21 protein-coding genes are annotated in these 21952 nt (G+C 69.6%); 9 read left to right on the forward strand and 12 right to left on the reverse strand.

The window, feature by feature from the left end; all coding sequences use genetic code 11:
• The first annotated feature begins 142 nt into the window (after positions 1–142).
• Positions 143–1012 (forward strand): glycosyltransferase, encoded by an 870-nt coding sequence (locus AB0367_RS12580; RefSeq protein WP_366226357.1) that lies wholly within the window; start codon positions 143–145, stop codon positions 1010–1012.
• Here AB0367_RS12580 and AB0367_RS12585 read toward each other — a convergent pair.
• Genes AB0367_RS12585 through AB0367_RS12600 form a run of 4 tightly spaced genes read right to left on the reverse strand, consistent with a single transcriptional unit; the run spans position 917 to position 4927 of the window.
• Positions 917–2215, reverse strand: a complete 1299-nt coding sequence (locus AB0367_RS12585; RefSeq protein ID WP_366226358.1) for a glycosyltransferase family 4 protein — start codon at positions 2213–2215, stop codon at positions 917–919. The two genes, AB0367_RS12580 and AB0367_RS12585, sit on opposite strands and share 96 nt — an antisense overlap.
• 26 nt (positions 2216–2241) lie before the next feature.
• Positions 2242–3306, reverse strand: coding sequence for a GNAT family N-acetyltransferase (locus AB0367_RS12590; RefSeq protein WP_366226359.1), 1065 nt, complete (start codon positions 3304–3306; stop codon positions 2242–2244).
• A gap of 2 nt (positions 3307–3308) precedes the next feature.
• The gene (locus AB0367_RS12595; RefSeq protein WP_366226360.1) at positions 3309–4256 is read right to left on the reverse strand and encodes a glycosyltransferase family 2 protein; all 948 of its coding nucleotides are present in this window, start codon (positions 4254–4256) and stop codon (positions 3309–3311) included.
• Positions 4253–4927: a polysaccharide deacetylase family protein gene (locus AB0367_RS12600; RefSeq protein WP_366226361.1), complete on the reverse strand. Its 675-nt coding sequence runs from the start codon at positions 4925–4927 to the stop codon at positions 4253–4255. Before AB0367_RS12600 ends, AB0367_RS12595 begins: the two co-directional genes overlap by 4 nt.
• Positions 4928–5280: 353 nt before the next feature.
• Between AB0367_RS12600 and AB0367_RS12605 the strand changes: the two genes are divergently transcribed.
• Positions 5281–6204 (forward strand): hypothetical protein, encoded by a 924-nt coding sequence (locus AB0367_RS12605; RefSeq protein ID WP_366226362.1) that lies wholly within the window; start codon positions 5281–5283, stop codon positions 6202–6204.
• A 27-nt stretch (positions 6205–6231) separates the two neighbouring features.
• Positions 6232–7614, forward strand: coding sequence for an O-antigen ligase family protein (locus tag AB0367_RS12610; protein WP_366226363.1), 1383 nt, complete (start codon positions 6232–6234; stop codon positions 7612–7614).
• Between the two features lie 81 nt (positions 7615–7695).
• On the opposite strand, the gene AB0367_RS12615 is transcribed toward AB0367_RS12610, so the two are convergent.
• Positions 7696–8808 carry a glycosyltransferase gene (locus AB0367_RS12615; RefSeq protein WP_366226364.1) on the reverse strand — a complete coding sequence of 371 codons (1113 nt, stop codon included), beginning with the start codon at positions 8806–8808 and terminating at the stop codon, positions 7696–7698.
• 423 nt (positions 8809–9231) lie between these two features.
• Between AB0367_RS12615 and AB0367_RS12620 the strand changes: the two genes are divergently transcribed.
• Both AB0367_RS12620 and AB0367_RS12625 read left to right on the forward strand, forming a co-directional pair.
• A complete protein-coding gene (locus AB0367_RS12620; RefSeq protein ID WP_366226365.1) occupies positions 9232–9405 on the forward strand; it encodes a hypothetical protein in 174 nt (57 codons plus the stop codon).
• A 124-nt stretch (positions 9406–9529) separates the two neighbouring features.
• Positions 9530–11044 carry a lipopolysaccharide biosynthesis protein gene (locus tag AB0367_RS12625; protein WP_366226366.1) on the forward strand — a complete coding sequence of 505 codons (1515 nt, stop codon included), beginning with the start codon at positions 9530–9532 and terminating at the stop codon, positions 11042–11044.
• A gap of 133 nt (positions 11045–11177) precedes the next feature.
• Here the strand turns inward: AB0367_RS12625 and AB0367_RS12630 are convergent, their stop codons facing one another.
• A complete protein-coding gene (locus AB0367_RS12630) occupies positions 11178–12008 on the reverse strand; it encodes a hypothetical protein (protein WP_366226367.1) in 831 nt (276 codons plus the stop codon).
• A 712-nt stretch (positions 12009–12720) separates the two neighbouring features.
• Here AB0367_RS12630 and AB0367_RS12635 point away from each other — a divergent pair.
• Positions 12721–13632: a TIGR03621 family F420-dependent LLM class oxidoreductase gene (locus tag AB0367_RS12635; RefSeq protein ID WP_366226368.1), complete on the forward strand. Its 912-nt coding sequence runs from the start codon at positions 12721–12723 to the stop codon at positions 13630–13632.
• A 72-nt stretch (positions 13633–13704) separates the two neighbouring features.
• Here AB0367_RS12635 and AB0367_RS12640 read toward each other — a convergent pair whose 3' ends face one another.
• On the reverse strand, positions 13705–15195 hold the full coding sequence (locus tag AB0367_RS12640) for a sugar transferase (RefSeq protein ID WP_366226369.1): 1491 nt from the start codon (positions 15193–15195) through the stop codon (positions 13705–13707).
• Between the two features lie 820 nt (positions 15196–16015).
• On the opposite strand from AB0367_RS12640, the gene AB0367_RS12645 reads away from it, so the two are divergent.
• A complete protein-coding gene (locus AB0367_RS12645) occupies positions 16016–16939 on the forward strand; it encodes a glycosyltransferase (RefSeq protein WP_366226370.1) in 924 nt (307 codons plus the stop codon).
• A gap of 26 nt (positions 16940–16965) precedes the next feature.
• Here the strand turns inward: AB0367_RS12645 and AB0367_RS12650 are convergent, their stop codons facing one another.
• The 5 genes from AB0367_RS12650 to AB0367_RS12670 all read right to left on the reverse strand — a co-directional run bounded on the left by AB0367_RS12650 (position 16966) and on the right by AB0367_RS12670 (position 20882).
• Positions 16966–17289: a hypothetical protein gene (locus tag AB0367_RS12650; protein WP_366226371.1), complete on the reverse strand. Its 324-nt coding sequence runs from the start codon at positions 17287–17289 to the stop codon at positions 16966–16968.
• Positions 17290–17312: 23 nt separating this feature from the next.
• Positions 17313–19100, reverse strand: coding sequence for a 3-hydroxybutyryl-CoA dehydrogenase (locus AB0367_RS12655; protein WP_366226372.1), 1788 nt, complete (start codon positions 19098–19100; stop codon positions 17313–17315).
• A 136-nt stretch (positions 19101–19236) separates the two neighbouring features.
• Complete coding sequence (locus AB0367_RS12660; protein ID WP_366226373.1) at positions 19237–19362, reverse strand: hypothetical protein; 126 nt, start codon at positions 19360–19362, stop codon at positions 19237–19239.
• Between the two features lie 49 nt (positions 19363–19411).
• Positions 19412–20422, reverse strand: a complete 1011-nt coding sequence (locus AB0367_RS12665) for an alpha/beta hydrolase (protein WP_366226374.1) — start codon at positions 20420–20422, stop codon at positions 19412–19414.
• Positions 20423–20477: 55 nt separating this feature from the next.
• Entirely contained in the window at positions 20478–20882 is a 405-nt protein-coding gene (locus AB0367_RS12670) for a hypothetical protein (RefSeq protein ID WP_366226375.1), read from the reverse strand.
• Between the two features lie 140 nt (positions 20883–21022).
• Here AB0367_RS12670 and AB0367_RS12675 point away from each other — a divergent pair, with 140 nt between their 5' ends.
• Both AB0367_RS12675 and AB0367_RS12680 read left to right on the forward strand, forming a co-directional pair.
• Complete coding sequence (locus tag AB0367_RS12675) at positions 21023–21379, forward strand: DoxX family protein (protein ID WP_366226376.1); 357 nt, start codon at positions 21023–21025, stop codon at positions 21377–21379.
• Between the two features lie 56 nt (positions 21380–21435).
• Positions 21436–21948: a MarR family transcriptional regulator gene (locus AB0367_RS12680; protein WP_366226377.1), complete on the forward strand. Its 513-nt coding sequence runs from the start codon at positions 21436–21438 to the stop codon at positions 21946–21948.
• Positions 21949–21952 lie beyond the last annotated feature (4 nt).

A 21952-nucleotide genomic window follows, 5' to 3' on the forward strand; every position in this document is an offset into this window, starting at 1 on the left:
GAAGCCCGAACGTACCCGGCCGCCGACCGGCTAACCAATAGGTTGATCGGTTATCCGTCAACGCTTTGGCCCGCTTCGCCGATCCGCGTCCGGCGGTTCGCAGGGCCGCTATCCTGTGCGTCGGCCTACGAGAGGTGGTTCGGTGAAGGCGCCCCTGGTCAGCATCGTCATTCCGGCGCACAACGAGGCCTCCGTGATCGGAAGGAACCTCGCCCGGCTGCTGGAGGGCACCGCGCCCGGCGAGTTCGACGTCATCGTGGTTCCCAACGCCTGCACCGATCGCACCGCCGAGGTGGCCGCCGCCGTTACGGGCGTCCGGGTGATCGAGTCGCCGATCCCCGGTAAGGTGCCGGCGCTGCGCCTCGGTGACGAGGCGTGCCTGACCTTCCCGCGCGTCTACCTCGACGCCGACGTGGAGCTCACCGCCGCGTCCGTGCGCGCGCTCGTCGCGGCGTGCGCGCGCCCCGGCGTGCTGGCCTGCTCCCCCGTGCCCGAGCTCGACCTGGCGCGGGTCGGGCGGCTCATCGGGCGCGTGCACCGGGTGCACGACCGGATGATGGCGCCGTTGCGCGCGCTGGCCGGCGCCGGCGTCTACGTGCTCACCGAGGCCGGCCACGCGCGGGTCTTCCCGATGCCGGACGTGATCTCCGACGACGGCTGGGTGCACGCCAGCTTCGCACCGCACGAGCGCGCGGTGGTCGCCGAGGCGCGGTCGGTGGTACGCCCGGCCCGCACCGTCGGCGCGCACCTCGACCGGCGGGTCCGCGTCCGGCGCGGCAACCGGCAACTCGCCGCGCTCAGAGTCGGCCCTGATGGCTCCGGTGGCTCCAGCGCCTCGCCCAGCCTGGGCTCCCTGGTGCGGCTCGTCCGCCGCCGCACCGTCAGCCCCGTGGACGCCACCGCCTACCTGAGCGTGCTATTCCTCGATCGTGCCGTGAGCCGGCTGCGTCGAGACGACAGCGCCTGGGGCAGTGACGCCAGCACCCGCACCCCCGCGCTGAGCGGGGATTGACGCCGCCCGGTCGCCGGCGCTCTTGGCGTAGGCGGCCTCGTAGGCGGCGATGAGCGCGACCTTCGAGTTCTCCCACGACAGCGGGCCGCTCACACGCTGCTTGCCCAGCTCGCCCATGCGCCTGCGCTCGTCCGGGTTGTCGAGCAGGTACGAGACCAGCTTCGCGAACTCCGACTCGTCGTTGGCGGACGCGTAGAGCGCCGCATCGCCCGCCGAGACCCGCGCCTCGCGCAGCTCGAACGAGACGATCGGCTTGGCCATCGCCATGTACTCCATGATCTTGTTCATGGTGGACACGTCGTTGAGCGGGTTCAGCGGGTCCGGCGACAGGCAGACGTCGGCGGTGGAGAGGTACCGCAACAGGTCTTCGTCCGGGATGCGGCCGGTGAACGTGACCGACTCGCCGAGCCCGAGCCGCACCGCCAGCTCCCGCATCTGCTCGAACGTGTCGCCGGCGCCAACGAACGCCGCGTGCCAGTCGGTGCGCCCGACCTCGTCGCGCAGCTTCGCCAGGGCCCGCAGCGCGTAGTCGACGCCGTCCTGCGGCCCCATCACGCCGAGGTAGCACAGCAGATAGGGCTTGCCGCGCTTGATGGACTCGTCCGGCGGCACGTGGTGGAAGCGCTCGACGACGGGCGCGCTGCGCACGACGAACACGTCCTCCGGGCGCTTGCCGCCGCGGGTCAGCGCGGCCTGGCGATAACTCTCGTTGGTCGCGATGACCACGTCGGCGGCCTCATAGGTGGCCCGCTCGGCCCGCAGCACGGCCCGGTAGAGCAGGTCCTTGCCGCGGTTGAAGCGGGACAGGTACAGCTCCGGCACCAGGTCGTGCTGGTCGAAGATGAACCGGGTGCCGTGCTTGCGCAGCCGCTTGGCCACGATGTACAGGATGTCCGGCGGGTTGCAGGCGTGCACGACGTCGACCGGGCCGACCTTCTTGGCCAGCCGCAGCGTGTGCCGCAGCGCCGCGGAGTACTCCTTGGCGTAGCCCAGCGGGCCGCCGGTCGCCGCCTCGAGCGGATACCGATGGATCCTGATCGAGTCGATCTCGGCGTAGGGCTCGGTGTCACGCTTCGCGCCCTGCGGGCAGATGACGTCGACCTCCCAACCGGCGTCGCGCAGCGCGAGGCTCTCCTGCCACACCCGCCGGTCGAACGGCACCGAAAGGTTCTCGACCAGGATCAGGGCTCTTCTACCGGCCATGCTGACGCCTCCAGGGGTGTGGTGCACTACCGCTTGGCGGCGCGCAGCCTGCGCACCACCCGCCGCAGGTGCGGGCCGAGCGGCGACGCCTTCGCCGCCGCCACAAGGGATTCGCGGGCCCGCCGCACGGCGCGCCGGGCGTTGCTGCGGGTAACGATGCCCTGACCGACGAGGGTCTCGCCGGTCTTGGCGCGCCGCTTGTACTCATCGTCGCCGCGGCCCAGGTCGATCCGGGTGAAGCCGAGCTGCGGGGCGGCCATGACCAGCTCTCGCAGGAGCATCCAGCCCGGCGCCAGCCCGGCGTGCTCGGGATCGTAAACCGGGAACCACCAGTGCAGGACGTTACCGGAGCGGATGCCGAAATGGGCCGCCAACAGGTGCGGCCCGGCGTGCAGGGTGGACAGGATGCCGGCGAAGTCGGTGCCGCGGGTGTGCAGCAGGTCGGTGAGCAGCCGCACCCGGTCCGGCTCGGCGAAGTAGTCCCGTGCGCCCGTGGCCGCGTATTGCGCCCGTTTGAGCTGGATGACCTGGGCGAGGGCCGCTTCGTCGACGACGTCGGCGGCGAAGCGCACCGGGCCGATCTCGCGTTCGGCCTTGGCCGCGCGGCGGCGCGCCTGGCCCATGTTGTCCTTGCCGGACTTCGAGGCGCGGGCGATGTATCCGTCGAGGCCGCCGGTCGTGTCGACGTACGGCGACGGCCGGGTCGTCTCGGTCCACGGCTCGAAGGCCTCGGCCACGGGCAGCAGGTGGTCGAACTCCAGCGCCGTCACGCCGCCGGTGAGCAGGCCCGCCACCGGGTAGGCGGCGCCCGGCGCCAGGATCGGGCCCTGGAAGTCCGCGCCCGGCCAGCCGACCGGGCGCAGCAGGGCGCCGTCGCGCTGCACGGGGAAGAGGCTCTCGATCTCGCCGGTCTCGTCACGCCCGACGTACACCTGCACCGGGCGGCCGCTCGCGTGCACGGCGGCGGCGAAACCGGGGTGAAAGTACGGGCTGTCCAGCATCGGGTTGACGTTGCGCAGCTTGTGCCACGCGTCGAGGTGCGCGTCGGTGAGCCGGTCGAACGCGACCGGTTCCAATGCCGTGCGGGCCATGCTCAGTCCGCCAGCCGCGGCGGGTTGGACGGGTGCATGAGGGCGGCGACCGAGGCGCGTGCGATGCGCCGGCCGGTGACCGCGCGCACCGACTCGCCGAGCAGCACCGCGGCGTAGTACGCCGAGCCGGCGGCCCGCCCCCGGCGACGGCGGAACAGCTTCACCTTGTTCACCGTGAGCAGCGCCGCGAGCGTCGGGTTGACGTGCGACTCGCCGCCGATGTGCTCCACCACCGCGCGCGGCTCGAACCACAGCTTCCAGCCGCGGTCCCGCGCGCGCAGCATGTACTCGGTCTCCTCGCTGTAGAGCACGAACGACTCGTCCCAGGGGCCGAGCTCGCGGACCACCTCGGCCGAGACGAGCAGGGCCGCGCCGGTCGCCCACGCGAACTCGCCGGGCCTTTCGTACTCGTCCGGATCGGTGATCAGCTCGCCGAGCTTGCCGATGCGGCCGGCGCGGTCGCCGCCGATAACGGCCTCAGCCAACGCCCGGCCCACGGTCGGCATCCGGCGCAGGGACGGCTGTAGCGAGCCGTCGGAGTTGAGCATCAGCGGCACACTCATGCCCCGGCCGGACTCCTTGAGCACGTCGGCCAGGGTGGCGAGCGTGTCGGGGCGCATGCGCACGTCGGGGTTCATCACCCACAGCGCGTCGTACATCTGCTCGCCCAGCGCCGCGAGGCCGGCGTTGATCGCGGCCGCATAGCCGGCGTTACGGCCGGTCTGCACGCTGCGGACCGGCAGGCGCTCCGCGGCGGCCAGGGCGACCGCGACCGAGTCGTCCTTGGAGTTGTTGTCGACGACGACGACGGCCGTGATGTCGACACCGTCGGACGGCAGTAGCGAGGCCAGGCAACCGCCGAGCACATCCCCGCTGTTGTAGGTGACGATCACGATGGCGACCCGATGCCGGGCCGACCGCTGAAAAGCCGACTGCTGCAAATCGGTCACGATGCCCCACGTAGTTGTTTGACGCGACGCGCGACCATCCGTCGCGCCTGCACGATCGGTGAAGCCTTGCCGTTGAACACCTGCTGCACCCATGCGTCGTCGAGGTCGTGGCGGAGGCTGTTGCGCGCCTGCAACCACTGCCCGGCGCGGGCCCGGCCGCCGTCGCTGGTGTAGACCAGCCGCATGCCGGCCCGGCGCAGCCGGGTGAGCACCACACGGTCGTAGGAGCCGAAGGGGATCGCGACCTCCTTCACGGGCTCCCCGGTGATATCGCCGATGACGCGGTTGGCCTCGCCGATCTCCCGCTCAGCCTCGGTGTCGGTGAGCTTGCGCCAGTCGCGGTGCGCCCAGCCGTGCGAGCCCACGGACATACCGGCCCGCCGCAGTTCGCGCACGCCGTCCACGTCGAGGCGCCCCGGCTTGCCGAATTCGCCGGCCAGCACGAAGAAGTGCGCCTTCAGGCCCCGTTCGACCAGCCGCGGCAGCCCGATCTCCAGGTCGGAGGCGTTGCCGTCGTCGAAGGTGATCCGCACGTCGTCCCGGCCCACCGCTGCGTCGAGGGCCCGCTCGAACTGCTCGACACTGACCCAGGTGTTCTCTTCGCCGGGATCGAGGGGGCGGGACGTAGGGCCGATTCCGTGCACGGTGATGTTGACGACCGAGGTCGGCATACCGACGGTTCCTCCCGAAGTGTCTTTGCCCTTGCTCGCGCGACACGCCTGGCCTTATCACGTGCGGCGCCACCCTCGCCAAGGGACGACGAGATCCTGACCGCGTCCCGCATACTCACGCATCAGTAGATCGGATAAAGGTATTGTCTAGTACCGGACATGCGTGGGTAATTTCAGCTTTTCCTCAGCTGTCCTGGAGTTCACTGCGAGACTCCCGGGCCAGTAAGGTGTCGGCACGCGGCGCACCCTCGTGACAGTTGTCCGACCCGTCCTTGCCCTCCGGAGAGCACCACCGGACACTGGATGCGCCGGCATGCGCAGGGGTGCACCAGGCGGTCATCGAGAGGACGACGTTGGACTTCTGGGACATCACGAAGCTGCTGTTCCGGCGATGGCAGATCGCCCTGCCGCTGCTGGTGCTGTCGGTGGCCATCACGGCGGTCACCGTCAGCCAGGTGAAGCCGGACTATGTCGCCACCGCCTATGTGCAACTGGTGCCGCCCAACGCGGGCCGGACAGAACCGGGCGCGATCACCCCCGAACAGCAGAACCAGTGGATCGGGCAGGGCCTGCAGACGCTGGGCAACGCCGCGATCGTCCAGGTGATGGACCAGACTGTGTTCGACGAGTTCAAGCGGCGCGGCTACAGCGAAACGTTCACGGTCACCATGGGCCAGAGCACGCCGCTGGTCACGTTCGAGACCACCGGCTCGACCAAGGCGCAGGCCAAGGAAACCACCGACGCGCTGGTCACGAAGTTCACCGACAGCGTGGTCAAGCTGCAACGGGACAACGGCGTCTCCAACAAGGCGATCATGATCACCACGAGCCGCCTCGACGCCGGCGGCAACGTCAAGAAGTCCACCTCGAAGGTCAAGCGCGCGCTGGTCGCCGTCGCGGCGGCCGGGCTCCTGCTGACCGCGGGCACCACGATCGGCATCGACGCGTGGCTGCGCCGGCGCCGCAAGGGTGAATTCCAGGGCAAGGACGCCGAGGACACCGCGACGACGTCGCCCATCCACTCTCGCGGCACCGCCGGCGCCTCCGCCGGCGTCGCGGGCAAGTCGAACGTGGGTGGGATCGTGAACTCCGGTGACCACGCCATCGACTACCAGCGCTCGGCGGCGACCGCCCGGGTCGGCGACACCGAGTCCCTGCGCAGACAGGCCCTCGACGAGACCACCATCATCGTCCCCGACGCCGAGTCGACCGTGGTCATCCCACTCGCCGCGATGCCGCCGCGCCCGGCCTCGGCCAAGCGCGGAACGAACAATTAGCCACGCAGGGGGCGTTGGGGTAGTCCGGTGACGATCGCTACCGAGGAGTACATCTCCGCCGACCTGGAGCCGTCATACGTCTCCGGCAAGACCTACGTCACCCGCCGCCGCGTCACCCACATCGATGCGGCGGCGCTGCTGAGCATCACCATGTTCCTCATCACGGTGATCCCGTCGCGGCTCATCGTGCCGGGCATGACCGATGTGGGGCGGCCCGGGCTGGTGTTCGGGCTGGCGCTGTTCGTGTGGTGGGTGCTCGCACGGTTCACCACGACACTGTCGATGACCGGGCCCCAGCCGATGCGCTGGGCGCTGATGGTCTTCCTCGTGTCGGCGCTGATCTCCTACGCCATCGGGTTCATGCGCGGGCTGACGACCATCGAGTCCAACGCCGCCGACCGGATGATGCTGTACGTCGGGGTGTTCTCCGGCATCCTGCTCACCGCCGCCGACGGCGTGCCGAACTGGATCCGGCTGCGCGGCGTGCTCAAGGTGGTCGTGGCCTGTGCCGCGGTCGTCGCCGCCATCGGCATCCTGCAATACGTCACCAAGGTCGACTACACGCTGTACCTCAGCATCCCGGGCCTGCAGGTGAAGACCGAGGCACCCGTCTTCGAGATCCGCGGCAGCGGCATTCGCGTCGCGAGCACGACCACGCACTACATCGAGCTGGCCGCATACCTGGCGATGATGCTGCCGTTCGCGATCCACTTCGCGCTCTTCGCCGGCACCCCGCAGCGGCGCCGCACCTCGGCGATCATGTGCCTGCTCATCGCCGCGGGCGTCGGCGTCACCCTGTCGCGCACGGGCATCCTGTCGCTCGGCGTGGTGATCCTGGCGCTCTTCCCGGTGTGGAAATGGCGGACGCGCTTCAACATCGGCGTCATGACCATCGCGCTGGTCACCGGGCTCAGCGCGGTCAGCTCCGGTCTGATCCGCACACTGACCGGCCTGTTCGACAACGCGTCGGACAACTCGTCGATCAACGCGCGAACCGAGCGCTATCCGATGGCGTTCAGCTACATCGCGCAGCGGCCGTGGTTCGGGCGCGGCACCGGGACGTGGGTGCCGCCGCAGTACCAGGTCATGGACAACCAGTGGCTGATCACGCTGCTGAGCACCGGGATCGTGGGCGCCGCGACCATCGCCGCGCTGCACATCACCGGCATCACGCTCGCCGGGCTGGCCTACCGCCGCGCGACCGAGCAGGCGGACAAGCACCTGTGCGCCGCGCTCATCTCGACGCAGCTGATCGCCCTGATGGTGTCGGCCACGTTCGACTCGATGAGCCTGAGCTACAGCACGTACGTCATGACGCTCGCGCTGATGTGCGGGCTCTGCGGCACCGTCTGGCGCCTCACGCACCCGGCGCGCACGATCCGTACGTCGACGACACGCTGGTTCATGTAACTCCTGCCGCGACGGACAAGGGCCGCCGGCTGAGCGGCGGCCCTTGTCACGCGGCTCCAGGCGGCGCCGCGACCAGATACGTCAGCCGACCGCCGCGTCCACGACCGGCCGCATCCGCTGCTGCCACGAGACCTCGTCGATGAACCGCTGCCGGCGCTCCTCGTCCACCCGCTCCATGCTCAGGGCCCGTGACAATCCCGCGGCCCAGTCCTCACGGCGGCAGATCTGCACCCGCTCGTCGTCGACGCCGTGGATGGGCGGCAGGTCGACGGACACCACGGGAAGACCGGCGGAGAGGTACTCGTACAGCTTGAGCGGCGACATGGCCCGAATGCCCGCCTGGTCCCGGTGCGGGATGAGGCCGACATCGCAGGCCTGCACCGTCGCCGCCAGTTCCCGCTGCCCGACCGGCCCGAACACGTGCACGTTGTCGATCGAGCGCAGCCACTCGATGGTCTCGGAATCCCGGTGGGGCCCCATGAAGATCAATGATCCGACCTTGCTCGCCGTGAGCTCGACCAGGTCCTTGTCGAGCCGGTCGCCGATCGAGCCGGTGTACGTGGCGCGCGGTCGCTTGAGCTCATCGATGCGCGGCGGTGCGGGATAGCGGGGCCGCCACACGTCGGCGATCACCCCGTTCGCCGCGACCATGGCCCGCGGGGAGAGCCGGCCGGCGAGCTCCGCCGAGACCGCGAAGATCGTCGCCTTCCGTTCGTCGATGCGGCGGTAGGCCTCCTTGTACAGGTCCCACCACTGGCGCACGCCCTCGCCGGTCGCCCAGTCGTCCTCGCCGAGGTACACGATCTTGCTGATCCATGGCGCGTCGCAGAACGCGGCGGCGAACGGGTGAAACGTGACCAGGGTCGCCGACTCCGGTCGCGGTTCCTGCTCGCCCCGGGCGCGGGCGAGCGCCTGGCCGAGCAGCACGCCGTAGCGCTGGTAGGCCCGTTCGACCGTGCCCAGGTCGGTCGAGTCGACCTTGCGCAGCCGATACGGACGGGCCCGGGTAGCGGCTCGACCACCGACGGTGAAGTCCTCGACCAGGTTCAGCGGCCGGCGCCGCGCGGCGGACAAGACATATGACCGAAACGGGTCCGCGACCACGAGGTGACCGACCCGCTCGTCAGCGGCGAGCGCGAGCAGCGTCTGATCGGACGGCCAGCAGAATTCGCGCTTGACGGAATCGTCGTACATTTCATACGAGAATGAAAAGACGATATCAGTCCGGGTCGTCAATAGTCTCTCCTGTACTATAAGCGCCCACAGTCACCGATGCCGCGGCTCGGCCGCGCTGCACGGTATCACAGCGCCGCCGCCTGACCGCCTGCCCGCGCACCGGCCGACACGACCGCGCGCAACCCGGTGGAGGCGCCGGCGGAAATACGAGTTTTGCACCGAATACAGCCAGGCTCACCCCACCAATCCAGATCATTCTGCGACTTGGAAAATGGTTCGCCGGCCGCGTCCCGCGCCATCCACACCGCGCGTTATCGTGATCATGACTGCGTCGACCCCTCGACGCGTCGTCACCGTCTGAACTTACCGAACTTCCTTGTGTGAGCAATGGCAATCCGGGCCGCGTGCCGGCCGGGGCGCATCCGGCCGGTTGCACAAATCATGCGAGACAACCTGACATTTCGCACCATTGCCCGCTTCGCCATGCTGTACACGCCGTTCGAACCTTTGTTAGTCTTCGCGAGCGTCGGCTACGGTGATCAGTTTGCTTTCGCACGCGCGGCCGGTCGCCGGACGGGTTCGTCCATCATTCAGCAAACCGAAGCCCCACGATGATCGCCCCGAGCCTCGCCACTTGCCTGGAGCAGCCCGCTCCGCACGGCGGCTGTTGTGACCGGCGGTCGCGTCCGGCTGAAGCGGCCATAAGGGGTTGGCCGTATCACCAACGCTAGGGAGCCCAGTGGCACTCGAGGAAAAGACGGCCGTCGACGAAGCTCCCGAAGCCCGTCCCGCCGGCAAGGGGCTGTCGTCCGGCATGCGCTGGAGCGGGATCTCGGTGGCCGGCCGGCAGGTGTGCCAGGTCCTGTTCACCATCGCCGTGGCCCGCATGATCGGCCCGGAGCCGTTCGGCGTCGTCGCGCAGGCGGTCGTCTACATCGGCGTCGTCGGGCTGCTGCTGGACCAGGGCTTCTCCAGCGCCCTCATCCAGCGCCCGGTGATCGAGCGCGACATGCCCGGGGCCGTGGTCACGGTCAACCTCGGCATCGGGGCACTGCTCACCGCCATCACCGTGGCGATCGCGCCGGCCTGGGCGGCCTTCATGGAGACGCCGGAACTGGGGCTCGTGCTGGCCGTGCTCGCGCCCACCCTGTTCGTCCGGTCGGTGGCGATCACGCCACGGGCGTTGCTCCTGCGGACCATGGAGTTCCGCAAGATCGGAATCGCGGACGTCTCGAGTGCTGCGGTAGGGGGCGCGCTCGGCGTCCTGGCGGCGGTGTTCGGGGCGAGCTACTGGGCGCTCGTCGTGCAGATCCTCTCGACGGATCTGGTACTGGCCCTGGTGATGCTGATCGTCGGGGCCGGAAGGTGGCCGAACCTGCACATGTACCGGCTGCGCGAGATCGCCGGATTCTCCTGGCGGGCGTTCGCCGCCGGCCTGCTGATCAACTCGGTGTCCCGGAACATCGACAACGTCCTGGTCGGCCGGTTCCAGGGCCCGGAGCAGCTCGCGTTCTACGGCCTGGCGTACCGGTTGCTCCTGCTACCGGTCCAGCTGGCCAGCACGATGATCGGAACGGTGCTGTTCCCGCTGTTCTCCCGGCTCGCGGACAACATCACGGCCCTGCGCGCCGAGAACGCCCGGGCCACCCGCTCGATCGCCACGCTGGTCCTGCCCGCCATGGCATTGGTGGCCGCGGCGGCACCCCAGGTCGTGCTGCTCGTGTTCGGCGGTGAGTGGACGCCCGCCGTCCCGATCGTTCAGGTCCTGGCGATGGCCGGGGCGCTCCAGGCCGTCTACACGCCGTCCCATGCGGCCCTGATCCTGGGACTTGGGAAGGCGACGCTCAACCTCCGGCTGGCCTGGGTGACGACCGTGGTCTCCACCGCGGGCATCGTGGCCGGGTTGCCGTTCGGCGCGATCGGCGTCGCGATCGGCTACTGCGTGGCCACCGGCCTGCTCGTGCCGGTCGAGTGGATCGTCCGGGGGCGGCTGGTCAACACGAGCGTGTGGAGCCAGGTCACCATGCTGCTGCCCGGGCTCCACGTGGCGCTCTGGATGGCCGCGGCCTATCTCCTCGTCGCCGTCGCGATCCCCGGCAAGGACGTGCTCGTGCTCGTGCTCGGCGCGGTCGCGGCCCTCGTGGTCGGGCTCGCGGTGCTGCGGCTCGCCCACCGGGCCCTGCTGACCGAGTTTCTCCACATGGGCCGCAGCCTCCTGGGACGCGTCCGGACGACCGCCCCCGCCGAGTCGTGACACCGTGGCGCCCGCCGCGCCGGGCGGGCCGCGTCACATCTCAGGCAGGTCGCACGCACATCCGATGAAACCGCGAGGCCGCCGCGCCCCAGGCGCGGCGGCCTCGATCGTCATGCCGGGTTGCCAAGCCGGGTCAGCCGACCGCGGTCTGGGCCGGGACCTTCCGCTGGTCGCCGCCCGCACCTTCCTCGACCTTCTCCAGCCAGATCTCGCGCCAGTACGGCGTGATGGCCCGCGGGCAGTTCGCGTTGAACGCCCCCTCGCAGATGATGCCCTCGAGCACGAGGCACGGATTCTTCATGTAGATCATCCGGCCGGTGTGCTCGTCGATGATGTGATCGACCCGGCGCACCACGCGCGCCGTGCGCCCGAGGAATCGGGCCATCTCGGCGTCGAACCCCATGCCGCGGTTGAGCAGGTCGCCGTTCAGCGTCGGTTCGATCTCCTCGCGCGACTTGATCCGCACCAGGTCGCCGGGCTGCAGGCCGGTGCGCAGGTCGGGCGTCTTGCCGGCGGCCTTGCCGCGCAGGTAGCCCCACTCCTTGCCGCCGCGGATGCGGGCCCACTTTGGCAGCTTCTTGTTGCTGGCCCGCTGGAAGCGGTTGTAGAGGCCCACGCCGACGGCGCGGACGGTCCAGCCCACGCCGAAGTTCCCGGTGCGCACGTCCTTGCTGAACTGGCCGAGTTGCTTCAGCGGCAGCACAGCCGGGGCGGCGCGCAGCAGCTCGGTGGTCTGGCACCGGTAGCGCTCGGCGCCGTCCTCGAAGGCGGTGCCCTGGGTGTTGGCGGTGATCAGCGGCAGGAGCCGGGCGCCGGCCGGGGCCTCGGGTGCCGGGGCGGCCGGCTCGGCGTCGGTGACCTTGCGCAGCCACGCGTGCTTCCAGAAGATCATGCATCCGGCCTGGCAGCCGCCGTGCCCCTCGCCGTCGCAGCGCACGCCGGAAAGGTGAACCGCGTTCTCCATTTTCCGGATGCCCGAGCGCGTCATGGTATCGCACGTCTTGTGTGCCGATTTGTACACCCGGAAACGCCTTCCGCAGTACTGCAGCATTTCCGGCATGAATGGCAGAGCCTCGAGTTCGCCGCTATCGTCGAGTGTGGCCAGAATCTCCTCCGGACTCCGCACTTCGACGAGGTCGCCGGCACGTAGATCCAGCGGCTCCGCCTGGATGGATGATTGCGTTAGCACGTCAGACCGCCTCCGTCAGCTGGCCCGCGGCACACCGCGGCCCTATCCCCTACCGAACAGACCTTTGAACTTGCCCGGAACTCCCCGCGCTGGGCTGACTCCGGCCGTTGTGAGCCACGCACGGGCCATGGTCGGCGGCGCGCCCGATCGCCTCACCCGCTAAACCCTCCGGGCGACTACCGCCAGTCTTCCCGCCAAAACTCACGGAAAACGCGGAATCTGGCATTTAGGCGCCCGCCCGATGGGCCGGACCGCCATGACCACGGCATTTGCCGCCAGACCACGCATACAGCACTCCGACTGGTATCCGACTCGGGACGCGCGTACTCTACGCAATCACGATCCGCATACCGATAAATATGACAGATTTATGACGCCTCGTTGAAGAGGGTACCAGTTAGGTTCTGCAGCGGACGTCCGTCGGCCACGACCATTTTTGGGGGGTCAAGTGACCGCACAAACACGCCCATTTCATTTCATCGTCACGATGCCGGTGCTGCGCCGGCCGCTCGAAGCGTGGCGGGACCGGGTTCGCCAGATCGAGGATCTCGGGTTCCACACCGTGACCGTCGCCGATCACCTCGGCGACGGCTGGACGATGGATCCGATGCTGACGATGGCGAGCGCAGCGGCGGCCACCACGGACCTGCGGGTGGCCACCGGTGTGCTGTGCAACGATTTCTACCACCCGGTGCACCTGCACCGATCCATCAGCAACCTGGACCTGCTCTCGGACGGGCGAGTGACCCTTGGCCTGGGGGCGGGCTACCGGGTCATCGACTACGAGGTCTCCGGCGTGCCGTTCGATCCGGCGCCGGTGCGCATCGCCCGGCTCACCGAGTCGATCGCGGTCCTGAAGGCCCTGTTCGGCGGGGAACGGGTCGAGTTCACCGGCGAGCACTTCCAGATCAGGGACCTGGTCGGCGCGCCGCAGACCGTCCAGCGGCCACACCCGCCGATCCTGGTCGGCGGCGGCGGCCGGCGCATGCTGGAGCTCGCGGCCCGCAGCGCCGACATCGTGAACATCAACCCCCGGCTCAGCCGGGACCTCTCGATCGAGCGGATCCGGCACGAGCTCAGCGTCGAGGGCCTGATCGCCAAGGTGGACATCATCCGCAACGCGGCGATCGCGGCCGGACGAGACCCTGACGAGCTGCGACTGCAGGTCAACATGCTCGACGTGCGGGTGCGCGACGGCGGCGCGGAGCACCACTGGACGTCGGGGCTGCTCGGCTGGCTGCCGCAGGGGGTCTACGACCAGTCCCCGCTGGTCCTCGACGGCGACGCCGGGCGCTGCGCCGAGGCACTGCTGGAGCTGCGCGAGGCGACCGGCATCACCGAGATCCACCTGGGCGCGAACGCGGCCGCGGTCGCGCCGATCGTGGACAAGCTGCGCTGAAACCCTGCTCATGGCGACGCCCCGGCGATCTTCGCCGGGGCGTCGCTCGTCTCACGGGGTGCCCGGCGTCGCTCAGTAGGCGCCCGTGCCGCGGACCACGGCGTTGACGGTGCGGGCGAGGATGCGCAGGTCGAGCAGCGGGGACCAGTTGTCGACGTAGTTGAGGTCGAGCCGCACCGACTCCTGCCAGGACAGCTCGGAGCGGCCGCTGACCTGCCACAGGCCGGTCATGCCGGGCTTGACCAGCAGACGGCGCCGCACATCCTCGTCGTAGCCGGCCACCTCGGACATCAGCGGCGGCCGCGGGCCCACCATCGACATCGTGCCGTTGATGACGTTGAGCAGCTGCGGCAGCTCGTCGAGCGAGGTACGCCGCAGGATCGCGCCCACCTTCGTCACGCGCGGGTCCCGCTTCATCTTGAACAGCAGGCCCTCGGTGTGCTGGTTGAGGTGCTCGATCTCGTCCCGCTTCTTGTCCGCGTCCTTGACCATGGTGCGGAACTTGAAGCAGGTGAACTCCTTGCCGTTGATGCCGGCGCGGGGCTGGCGAAACAGCGCGGGGCCTGGCGTGCTCACGCGGATGAGCATCGCGACGATGAGCATGAACGGCCCGGCCAGGACCAGCAGGATCGCGGCCAGGAGACGGTCGAGCACGTTCTTCACCGCGCGCTGGGGGCCGGTGAGGACCGGGGCGCGCACGTGCAGCAGCGGTCCGCCGCCGCTGGGCAGCACCGCGACCCGCTCGGGCGCGACCTCGGGCAGCGCCGGCGCGACGAGCAGCTCGATGTCGTTGTCGGACAGCTCCCAGGCCAGGCGGCGCATCCGGTCCGGGTCCATCTCCAGCGGCAGCGCCACGAGCACCGCGGTGCAGTCGGCGCCGAGGGCCGTGCCGGCAACGTCCTTCAGGTCGCCGTAGACCGGGATGGAGTGCGTGGTGATCTTGCGTGCCTCGTCGAGGTCGGTGATGCAGGCGCCGGCCACCCGCAGCCCGTAGGACCGGTCGCGGCGCAGCGCGGTCAGCAGCCCGACGACCGAGTCGGCGGTGCCGATGAGAAGGGTGCGCTGGCGGACGTATTCACGCTGCACGGTGCGCAGGATCTGCAGCGTCGCGTAGCGCCCGACGATGGTCAGCGCCGTGGCCACCGGCACGGCCAGGATCACCGGCCTGAGCAGGTACAGCATGTCGAACAGCACGCACACCGGCGCGAGGATGGCGACGGCGACGACGGCGGCACGGATGGTCCGGTAGATCATGCCGGTGCGGTTCTCCAGGAACCAGCGGTCGTACATCCTGCTGCCCGCGAGCAGCAGCAGCCAGAACAGCCCGAAGCCGGTGACGGAGTACGCGGGCGGCACGCCCTCCCCCGGCGCGACGAACGCTCCACCCATCAGGTCGGCAGCCATGAACAGTACGACGGTCGTGATGGCGATCGTCACCGCCAGCACGTCGCCGAGGAAGGCGACGAGCAGGTTGCGCCCGGTCGACCTGAGCCTGCGCCGCTGGACTCCCGGAAACGCCGCCATCACCGCGGTCTCGACCGTGGCCGAATCCGCCAGAACCATCCCAACCCCCTTACGTGCTGCTCAAATCCACTTATCGAAGGTGAAATGGGGTGGCGTCCGCCCCCGCGACTGCCGGTGCGCGGTCGAACCCCGGCCGTAAGGTACCGAGGAAGCCGCATAGCCGGTACCGTCGTGCCGCATTCCCGACGTGGCTGAAGGTGCTATTGACACCGTATGTGCTGGACCTTTGCCTGAACCGTCGTCCAATAAGGGAAAAAAGGACAAGACGCCACGCCTGAAACCCGATCGCTGTTCGCCCTCCACGGCAAACTCCCGGGTTAATCACGCTGTGTCGCCTTAATAGCGTTTTATGCCGAGCTTAAAGATCAAAAAGTGACGAGCGACGATGGCTTGAGGTCCGTCCGGCCAGGCAAAACGCTTGATCACCAGGGGCATCACCATGATCACCGTCCGTTCGACGACCGTTACGCACCGCATCGACTTAAACCGAGCGTCACCCTCAAGCCGTCGCCCCGGCAGCATTTGGCTCTTTGCATCGCCGCCTTGTTTACCAGTCGCTCGCCGAAACGACCGGGAGCGCAATGGATCAAGGAATGTTTAAAATGCATGGGCACAAATTGCTGGCCGGGCTTTCCTGCGCCGCCGATGGGAGGATAGCAGCGTCCGGCCAGGTGGCGGCAGGAGGACCCGAGCCGAGTTCCTGTCCGGATTCTACGTTTTGGCAGCCCGCAGGGCCCGTTGGTCGGGATCGCGACCCGCCTGACGGCGGACATCTTGCGGTACTTTCGTCGCGTTCACCCTCGTCACCGGTACCATCCGGGGAGCTTCAGCCCGCACTGAGCAGTCGTGGGAGCAGCTCGTGAGCAGTAGTAGGACAACACCCGTCGTCAGCATCGTCTCCGTCGCGCGAAACGCCCGGGAGGGCCTGCTCAAGGGCCTGGCCGCGCTGCAGGCGGGCACGGAGGTGCCGACCGAGATCATCGTCGTGGACAACGGGTCGGACGACAACACCGCGGCGGCGGTGCGGCACTCGTTCCGCGACGTCACGCTGGTGCGCCGGGATCCGCCCGTGCCACCGCTCGCGGCGGCCAACCTGGGTGCCGAGAAGGCCCACGCGCCGTGGCTGCTGTTCCTCGACCCGGGCCTGGAACCGGTCGGCGACGCGATCCGCACGCTGGTGGAGTATGCGGGCGGGAACCCGTCGTACCGTCTCTACGCAGGCCGAACGCTGCGCGGTGACGCGGACGACGGGCGCACGGTGGAGGGCGCGCCCTCGCTGTGGGGCACGGCCTGCCTGGCGGCCGGGTTGCCGTTCGATCCCGAGCGACTGCCGCGGCTCGACCGCGCGATCGGCGGCGAGGTCCCGGCGCTCACGCCGCGGATGCTGCTCGTCGAGCGGGGACTCTGGGACGCGCTGGGCGGCTTCGACGAGCACCTGCCGGCCGCCGATCTCTCGCTGCGCGCCCGGGTCCACGGTGCACGCCCCGTCCTCGTCCCGGACGCGCGGATGGTGTCCCTGACCCCGCCGCCGGCCGCCCGGCCGGTCACGGTCGGCGGGCTGGCCTCGCGGATGGCGTTCGCACACCGGCACTGGACGCCGGGGCGGACCCGGGCCGCGGGCTGGCTGCTGAGCGCCGCCGCGCTGGTCCGCTCGGTGGCCGAAGAACCGTGGCGCACGGCCTGGCGGGAACGGCCCGGGTGGCTGTCCGCGGTGGACGCTGCCGTTTCGGCCCCTGCGCCGCCCGCACGCTCCTCGCAGGAAACGCCGCAGTCGCTGGCTTGACGTCGGTGCACGGCCTTTCGACGGCCCTAGTGCGGGGTGCCGCGGCCGCGCTGGAGGTTGGGGCTGCGGCGGTCCCGAGCGCGCCAGCAGCCGGTGTGCCAGTGGCGGCGGTCGGTCAGGTCGCCGCGCTCGTCGGCCGGCCAGGCCACGAGGTGCGCAACGCCCGGCGGGATCTCCTGATCACAGCCGGGGCAGCGGTATGCCTTCGTCGCGGCCCCAGCGGGAATGTTGCGCACCTGCCACTCGCCGTCGCTCCACGTCTGCACGGCGCCGACGCCCCGCTTGATCCGGTCGAGATCGAGCGGCGGCGGCGAGTCGTCGCGCTTAGGGTGGTTGCGCCGAGGTGACACGGTCTCAAGACTAACGAACCGGGTCAGCGCTTCGAATAGTCACGGAAGCCGCGGCCCGCCTTGCGGCCGAGATAGCCGGCCGTCACCAGGTGCTCCAGCAGGGGCGCCGGGGCGAAGCCGGGCTCGCGCAGCTCGAGGTACAGCTCCCGCTGGATCCCCAGCGAGACGTCCAGGCCGACGGCGTCGAGCAGCTCGAACGGGCCCATCGGGTAGCCGCAGCCGAGCTTCATCGCGTGGTCGATGTCGTCGGCGGTGGAGTAGGAGGCCTCGACCATCTTGACGGCGTCGTTGAGGTACGGGAACAGCAGCGCGTTGACCACGAACCCGGACCGGTCGGCGCACACCACCGGGTGCTTGGCCAGCGTCTGGCACACCGCGGTCGCCGTGGCCACCGTCTCGTCGGACGTGCGGATCGTGCGCACGACCTCGACCAGCCCCCTGACCGGCGCCGGGTTGAAGAAGTGCAGGCCCACGACGTCGGCGGGGCGCTCGGTCGCGACGGCGAGCTCGATGACCGGCAGGCTCGACGTCGTCGTGGCCAGCACCACGCCCGGCTTGCAGATCTCGTCGAGCGAGGCGAACAGTGCCTTCTTGACCGGCAGTTCCTCGACGACCGCCTCGACGACGAGGTCGACGTCGCCGAGGTGCTCGATCGTCGCGGACCAGGTGACCCGGTTCAGCGCCGCGTCCCGGTCGCCCTCGGCCAGCTTGCCGCTCACGACGCCCTCGTTCAGCGAGGTCTTGAGCGCATCGAGGGTGCGCCCGGACTGCTCGGCGCCGCGCGTCACGGACACCACCTCGAAGCCCGCCTTGGCGAAGACCTCGATGATGCCGGTGGCCATGGTGCCGGAGCCGACGACGCCCACCTTGGCCACGGTGCGCGGGGCGGTCGCCGACTCGGCGCCGGGGCGTGGGGTTGCCTCGTCGGGCACCACGACCGGCGAGCCGGGCTTCTCGTACGTGTAGAAGCCGCGTCCCGACTTCCGCCCGAGCAGGCCGGCCGTGACCATCTGCTTGAGGAGCGGCGCGGGCGCGTGGCGGCGGTCCCGCCCGCCCCGGCGGTACATGGTGTCGAGGACCTCGTAGGCGGTGTCGAGCCCGATGAGGTCCAAGAGGGTGAACGGCCCCATGGGCAGCCCGCCCCCGAGCTTCATGGCGGCGTCGATGTCCTCGCGGCTGGCGTACTTCGACTCGAGCATGGAGATGGCCTGGTTGAGGTATCCGAACAGCAGCGCGTTCGCGATGAACCCGGCCCGGTCGCCGATCGTGACGTCGACCTTGCCCAGCCGCGCGCACAGCGCCTCGATGTCGGCGACGACGTCATCGTCCGTGACGACGGTGCGCACCACCTCGACCAGCTTCATGATCGGCGCGGGGTTGAAGAAGTGCAGGCCGATGACCTGGTTGGGCCGCCCGGTCGCCACCGAGATCTCGGTGACCGACAGGCTCGAGGTGTTGGTGGCGAGAATCGCCTCGGGCTTGCACACCCGGTCGAGGTCGGCGAAGAGCCGCTGCTTGATGCCGAGCCGCTCCGGCACGGCCTCGATGACGAGGTCCGCTGAGCTCAGGGCGTCCAGCCCCACGGCGAAGGTCACCCGCTCCAGCAGCGCGTCGCGCTCCTGCTCGGAGAGCTTGCCCTTGCGCACGGCCCGCTCGACGGACCCGCGCAGCGTCTCCTCCCCGCGTTGCAGGGCAGCGTCGGCGATCTCGACGGCCATAACGTCGATCCCGTTGCGAGCGAAGACCTCGACGATGCCGGCGCCCATCGTGCCGAGGCCCACCACGCCCACGGTTGCAAAATCGCGCCCCATCGAAATGATCCTCCCTAACGCCCGCTCAGGTTACCGGCGAGTCTGCCATGAAGCGGTGGAGCGATCCTCCTCCTGTGGGAAATCCCGCTGTCCCGGCCACCACGACGGGGCGCCGGGACGCCCGCTGGGGTGAGGGTCAGGAGGCCATATACACGCCCGGCAGCATCGGGACGATGACGCCCAAGACGCCGGCCACGACGGCGACGGCGACGGCGGCGACGGCGGCGATCAGCGACACCAGGCCGCCGTCGGTCGGGTCCACACCGACCACTGTGCCGCACGCCGCGGCCGGACGCATCGGGACGGGCGGGTCAGGAGCCGACGATCTCGCGCAGGATCGCCGCGAAGTCCTCCGGGCGCTCGACGTGCGGGCTGTGTCCGACGCCCTCGTAGACGATCTCGCGGAACGAGCCGCCCTTCTCGGCGTAGCGCTGCAGCACCGCCCTCGTCTGGGCGACCATCGGCTGCGGCGGGCACTCGTCCTCGCCGGGCCAGCCCGGAACCAGGCCCAGCTTGCCGAGCTGCGCCAGGTCGAACAACGAGCCGTCGGAGACGACCGCGTCCTGGTCGCCACGGATCCAGGTGACGGGCGGCTTGACCGGCACGTCAACGATGCCCGAGAGGTCCAGCCAGCGCGGGGACATGGTGTTGAGCACGCCGCGGGTGCCGGGCGCGACGCCGGGCCAGTTGGCACTCGCCCCGCTGTCGCCGGGGTATTGATCTTCTCCGACGGCCGTCGAGAGCATCGTGTCGAGCAGGAACTCCTCGTCCACACCGAAGTCGAAGCCCGGTGCGGCGTAGAACGCGCGCATCACGTTGCGCGGGGCGGCCTGCTCGTCCGTGCCGCGGTCCTTGGCGCCGAGCAGCCGCACGAAGTCGGGGTTCGCGGAGCCGCCGCCCGTCCCTGCGTGATCGGGCGAGGTCGGCGTGCCGTCCAGGTCACGGGTGCCGCCGAAGCCGTACGGCGAGACCGGCGCCTCCAGCACCAGCGCCCCGATGCGCTCGGGGTGGTCCAGCAGCAGCTGCATGGCAACGCCGCCGCCCAACGAATGGCCGGCCACGGTGACCTTGGCGGCCTCGCCCGACCGGTCCGAAAGATCGCGCAGCAGCGGCGCGACGTCGTCGGCGAAGTCGCGCAGGCCGCGCGTGGCGTCGACGCCAAGGGCGGGGCTGTCGCCGTATCCACGAAGGTCCGGAGCCACGATGCGCCAGTGCGTCGGTAGGTGGCGCACCAGGGGCTCCCAGAAGCCCGACGACGAGCAGTTGCCGTGAATGAGCAATACGGGCGGGCCCGACTCGGGCCCGTGGGTAGTGACGTGCATCACCGCATGGTCGCATCGGGCGTGGGCCGGTCACATGTGGCCGGCCCACACAGCTCTAGCGCAGGACGGCCTCGTCGCGACCATACCGGGTCAGCGCCCAGATGACCGCCACGTCGGCCGCGATGATCAGCATCGACCACAGTGGGTAGTACGGCAGGAACAGGAAGTTGGCCACCGCGCTGAGTGAGGCCAGCACGATGCCGAGCACCCTCCCCCACAGCTGCCCGGCGAGCACGGCGCCGCCGCCGAGCGCCACCAGCACGCCCAGTGCGAGGTGGATCCAGCCCCATGCGATGACATTGAATCCGAACAGATAGTTCTCGGTCAGCATGTAGAAGGTGTGCTGGAAGATCGCCGTCAGCCCGACCACGATCTGGAAGATGCCGATGACGATCATCATGCTGCCGCCGAAGACAGCAAAGCCGGTGACCCAGCGGGACTGCCGCTGCAACGTCTCCATGCGCCCACGGTCGGCGCTGCCGGGGTGAACACCCCTCACCCGCGCATCGGGACTTCGCAAGAATGCTTGACGCTTCAAGTTCATCGTCCGTACAGTCTGCTCGCGAAGTTGAAGCTTAAAGTATGAGGGAGCACGTACCCATGAACATCTTCCTGTGGATCCTGCAGATCGCGCTCGGCGCGGCGTTCACCATGGCCGGTGTCATGAAGTCCACGCAGCCCAAGGAGAAGCTCGCGGGCAACATGACCTGGGTGAACCGCCGGACGCCGGGGACCGTCAAGTTCATCGGCGTGACGGAGCTCCTCGGCGGCCTCGGCCTGATCCTGCCCTGGGCCACCGGCATCGCCACGATCCTGACCCCGCTGGCGGCCGTCGGCCTGGCGATCATCATGGTGCTCGCGATCGGCGACCACGTGCGCGCCAAGGAGTACGGCGTCATCGGCATCAACGTGATCCTCGGCGCCCTCGCCGTGGTGATCGCGATCGGCCGGTTCTGACGCCTATCGGACGGGCGATTGGCCCAGTAGCACAAGATCCAGGCACCATAGGACGCATGACCGACGGGGCACGACGGCTGGACGACACCGAGCGGCGCGCTTGGATGTCGCTGCTGGCCATCGTGCTCGTCGGTTTTCCGGAGCTGGAGCGCACATTCCGCCCGCACGGCCTGGTCCACGTCGAATACGGGCTGCTCGCGGCGCTGGGCAATGTCGGCGAGGGGATGCGCATGTCCGACCTCGCCGGGCAGATGAACATGTCGCCGAGCCGGCTGAGCCACCGCATGCGCAAGCTCGTCGACCTCGGATACGTCGAGATCTCCGGCGACGCCTGCGACGGCCGGGTCAGCATCGCGCGCGTCACCGAAGCCGGCCGGGAGTTCGTCGAGCGGGTCGCCCCGGCCCACCTCGCCGACGTGCGCCGGCTCATCTTCGATCATCTCGACCCGGACCAGACGGCGGCGCTGGCCGACACGCTGGGCGCGGTGGCGTCGAAGCTCGGCGAGTCGTGCCCGGGAACGGCGGCCGCGCCCAAGGGATCACCGCAGACCGGCCCACGGGAGATATAAATGA

Source organism: Dactylosporangium sp. NPDC051484 (assembly GCF_040689395.1).
Lineage (GTDB): Bacteria > Actinomycetota > Actinomycetes > Mycobacteriales > Micromonosporaceae > Dactylosporangium.

Coding starts and splice junctions, on each gene's coding strand:
- AB0367_RS12585 (WP_366226358.1), bottom strand. CDS start 2,215: ATGGCCGGTAGAAGAGCCCTGATCCTGGTCGAGAACCTTTCGGTGCCG.
- AB0367_RS12590 (WP_366226359.1), bottom strand. CDS start 3,306: ATGGCCCGCACGGCATTGGAACCGGTCGCGTTCGACCGGCTCACCGAC.
- AB0367_RS12600 (WP_366226361.1), bottom strand. CDS start 4,927: ATGCCGACCTCGGTCGTCAACATCACCGTGCACGGAATCGGCCCTACG.
- AB0367_RS12615 (WP_366226364.1), bottom strand. CDS start 8,808: ATGTACGACGATTCCGTCAAGCGCGAATTCTGCTGGCCGTCCGATCAG.
- AB0367_RS12620 (WP_366226365.1), top strand. CDS start 9,232: ATGCGAGACAACCTGACATTTCGCACCATTGCCCGCTTCGCCATGCTG.
- AB0367_RS12630 (WP_366226367.1), bottom strand. CDS start 12,008: ATGGAGAACGCGGTTCACCTTTCCGGCGTGCGCTGCGACGGCGAGGGG.
- AB0367_RS12635 (WP_366226368.1), top strand. CDS start 12,721: ATGCCGGTGCTGCGCCGGCCGCTCGAAGCGTGGCGGGACCGGGTTCGC.
- AB0367_RS12640 (WP_366226369.1), bottom strand. CDS start 15,195: ATGGTTCTGGCGGATTCGGCCACGGTCGAGACCGCGGTGATGGCGGCG.
- AB0367_RS12655 (WP_366226372.1), bottom strand. CDS start 19,100: ATGGGGCGCGATTTTGCAACCGTGGGCGTGGTGGGCCTCGGCACGATG.
- AB0367_RS12665 (WP_366226374.1), bottom strand. CDS start 20,422: ATGCACGTCACTACCCACGGGCCCGAGTCGGGCCCGCCCGTATTGCTC.
- AB0367_RS12670 (WP_366226375.1), bottom strand. CDS start 20,882: ATGGAGACGTTGCAGCGGCAGTCCCGCTGGGTCACCGGCTTTGCTGTC.
- AB0367_RS12675 (WP_366226376.1), top strand. CDS start 21,023: ATGAACATCTTCCTGTGGATCCTGCAGATCGCGCTCGGCGCGGCGTTC.
- AB0367_RS12680 (WP_366226377.1), top strand. CDS start 21,436: ATGACCGACGGGGCACGACGGCTGGACGACACCGAGCGGCGCGCTTGG.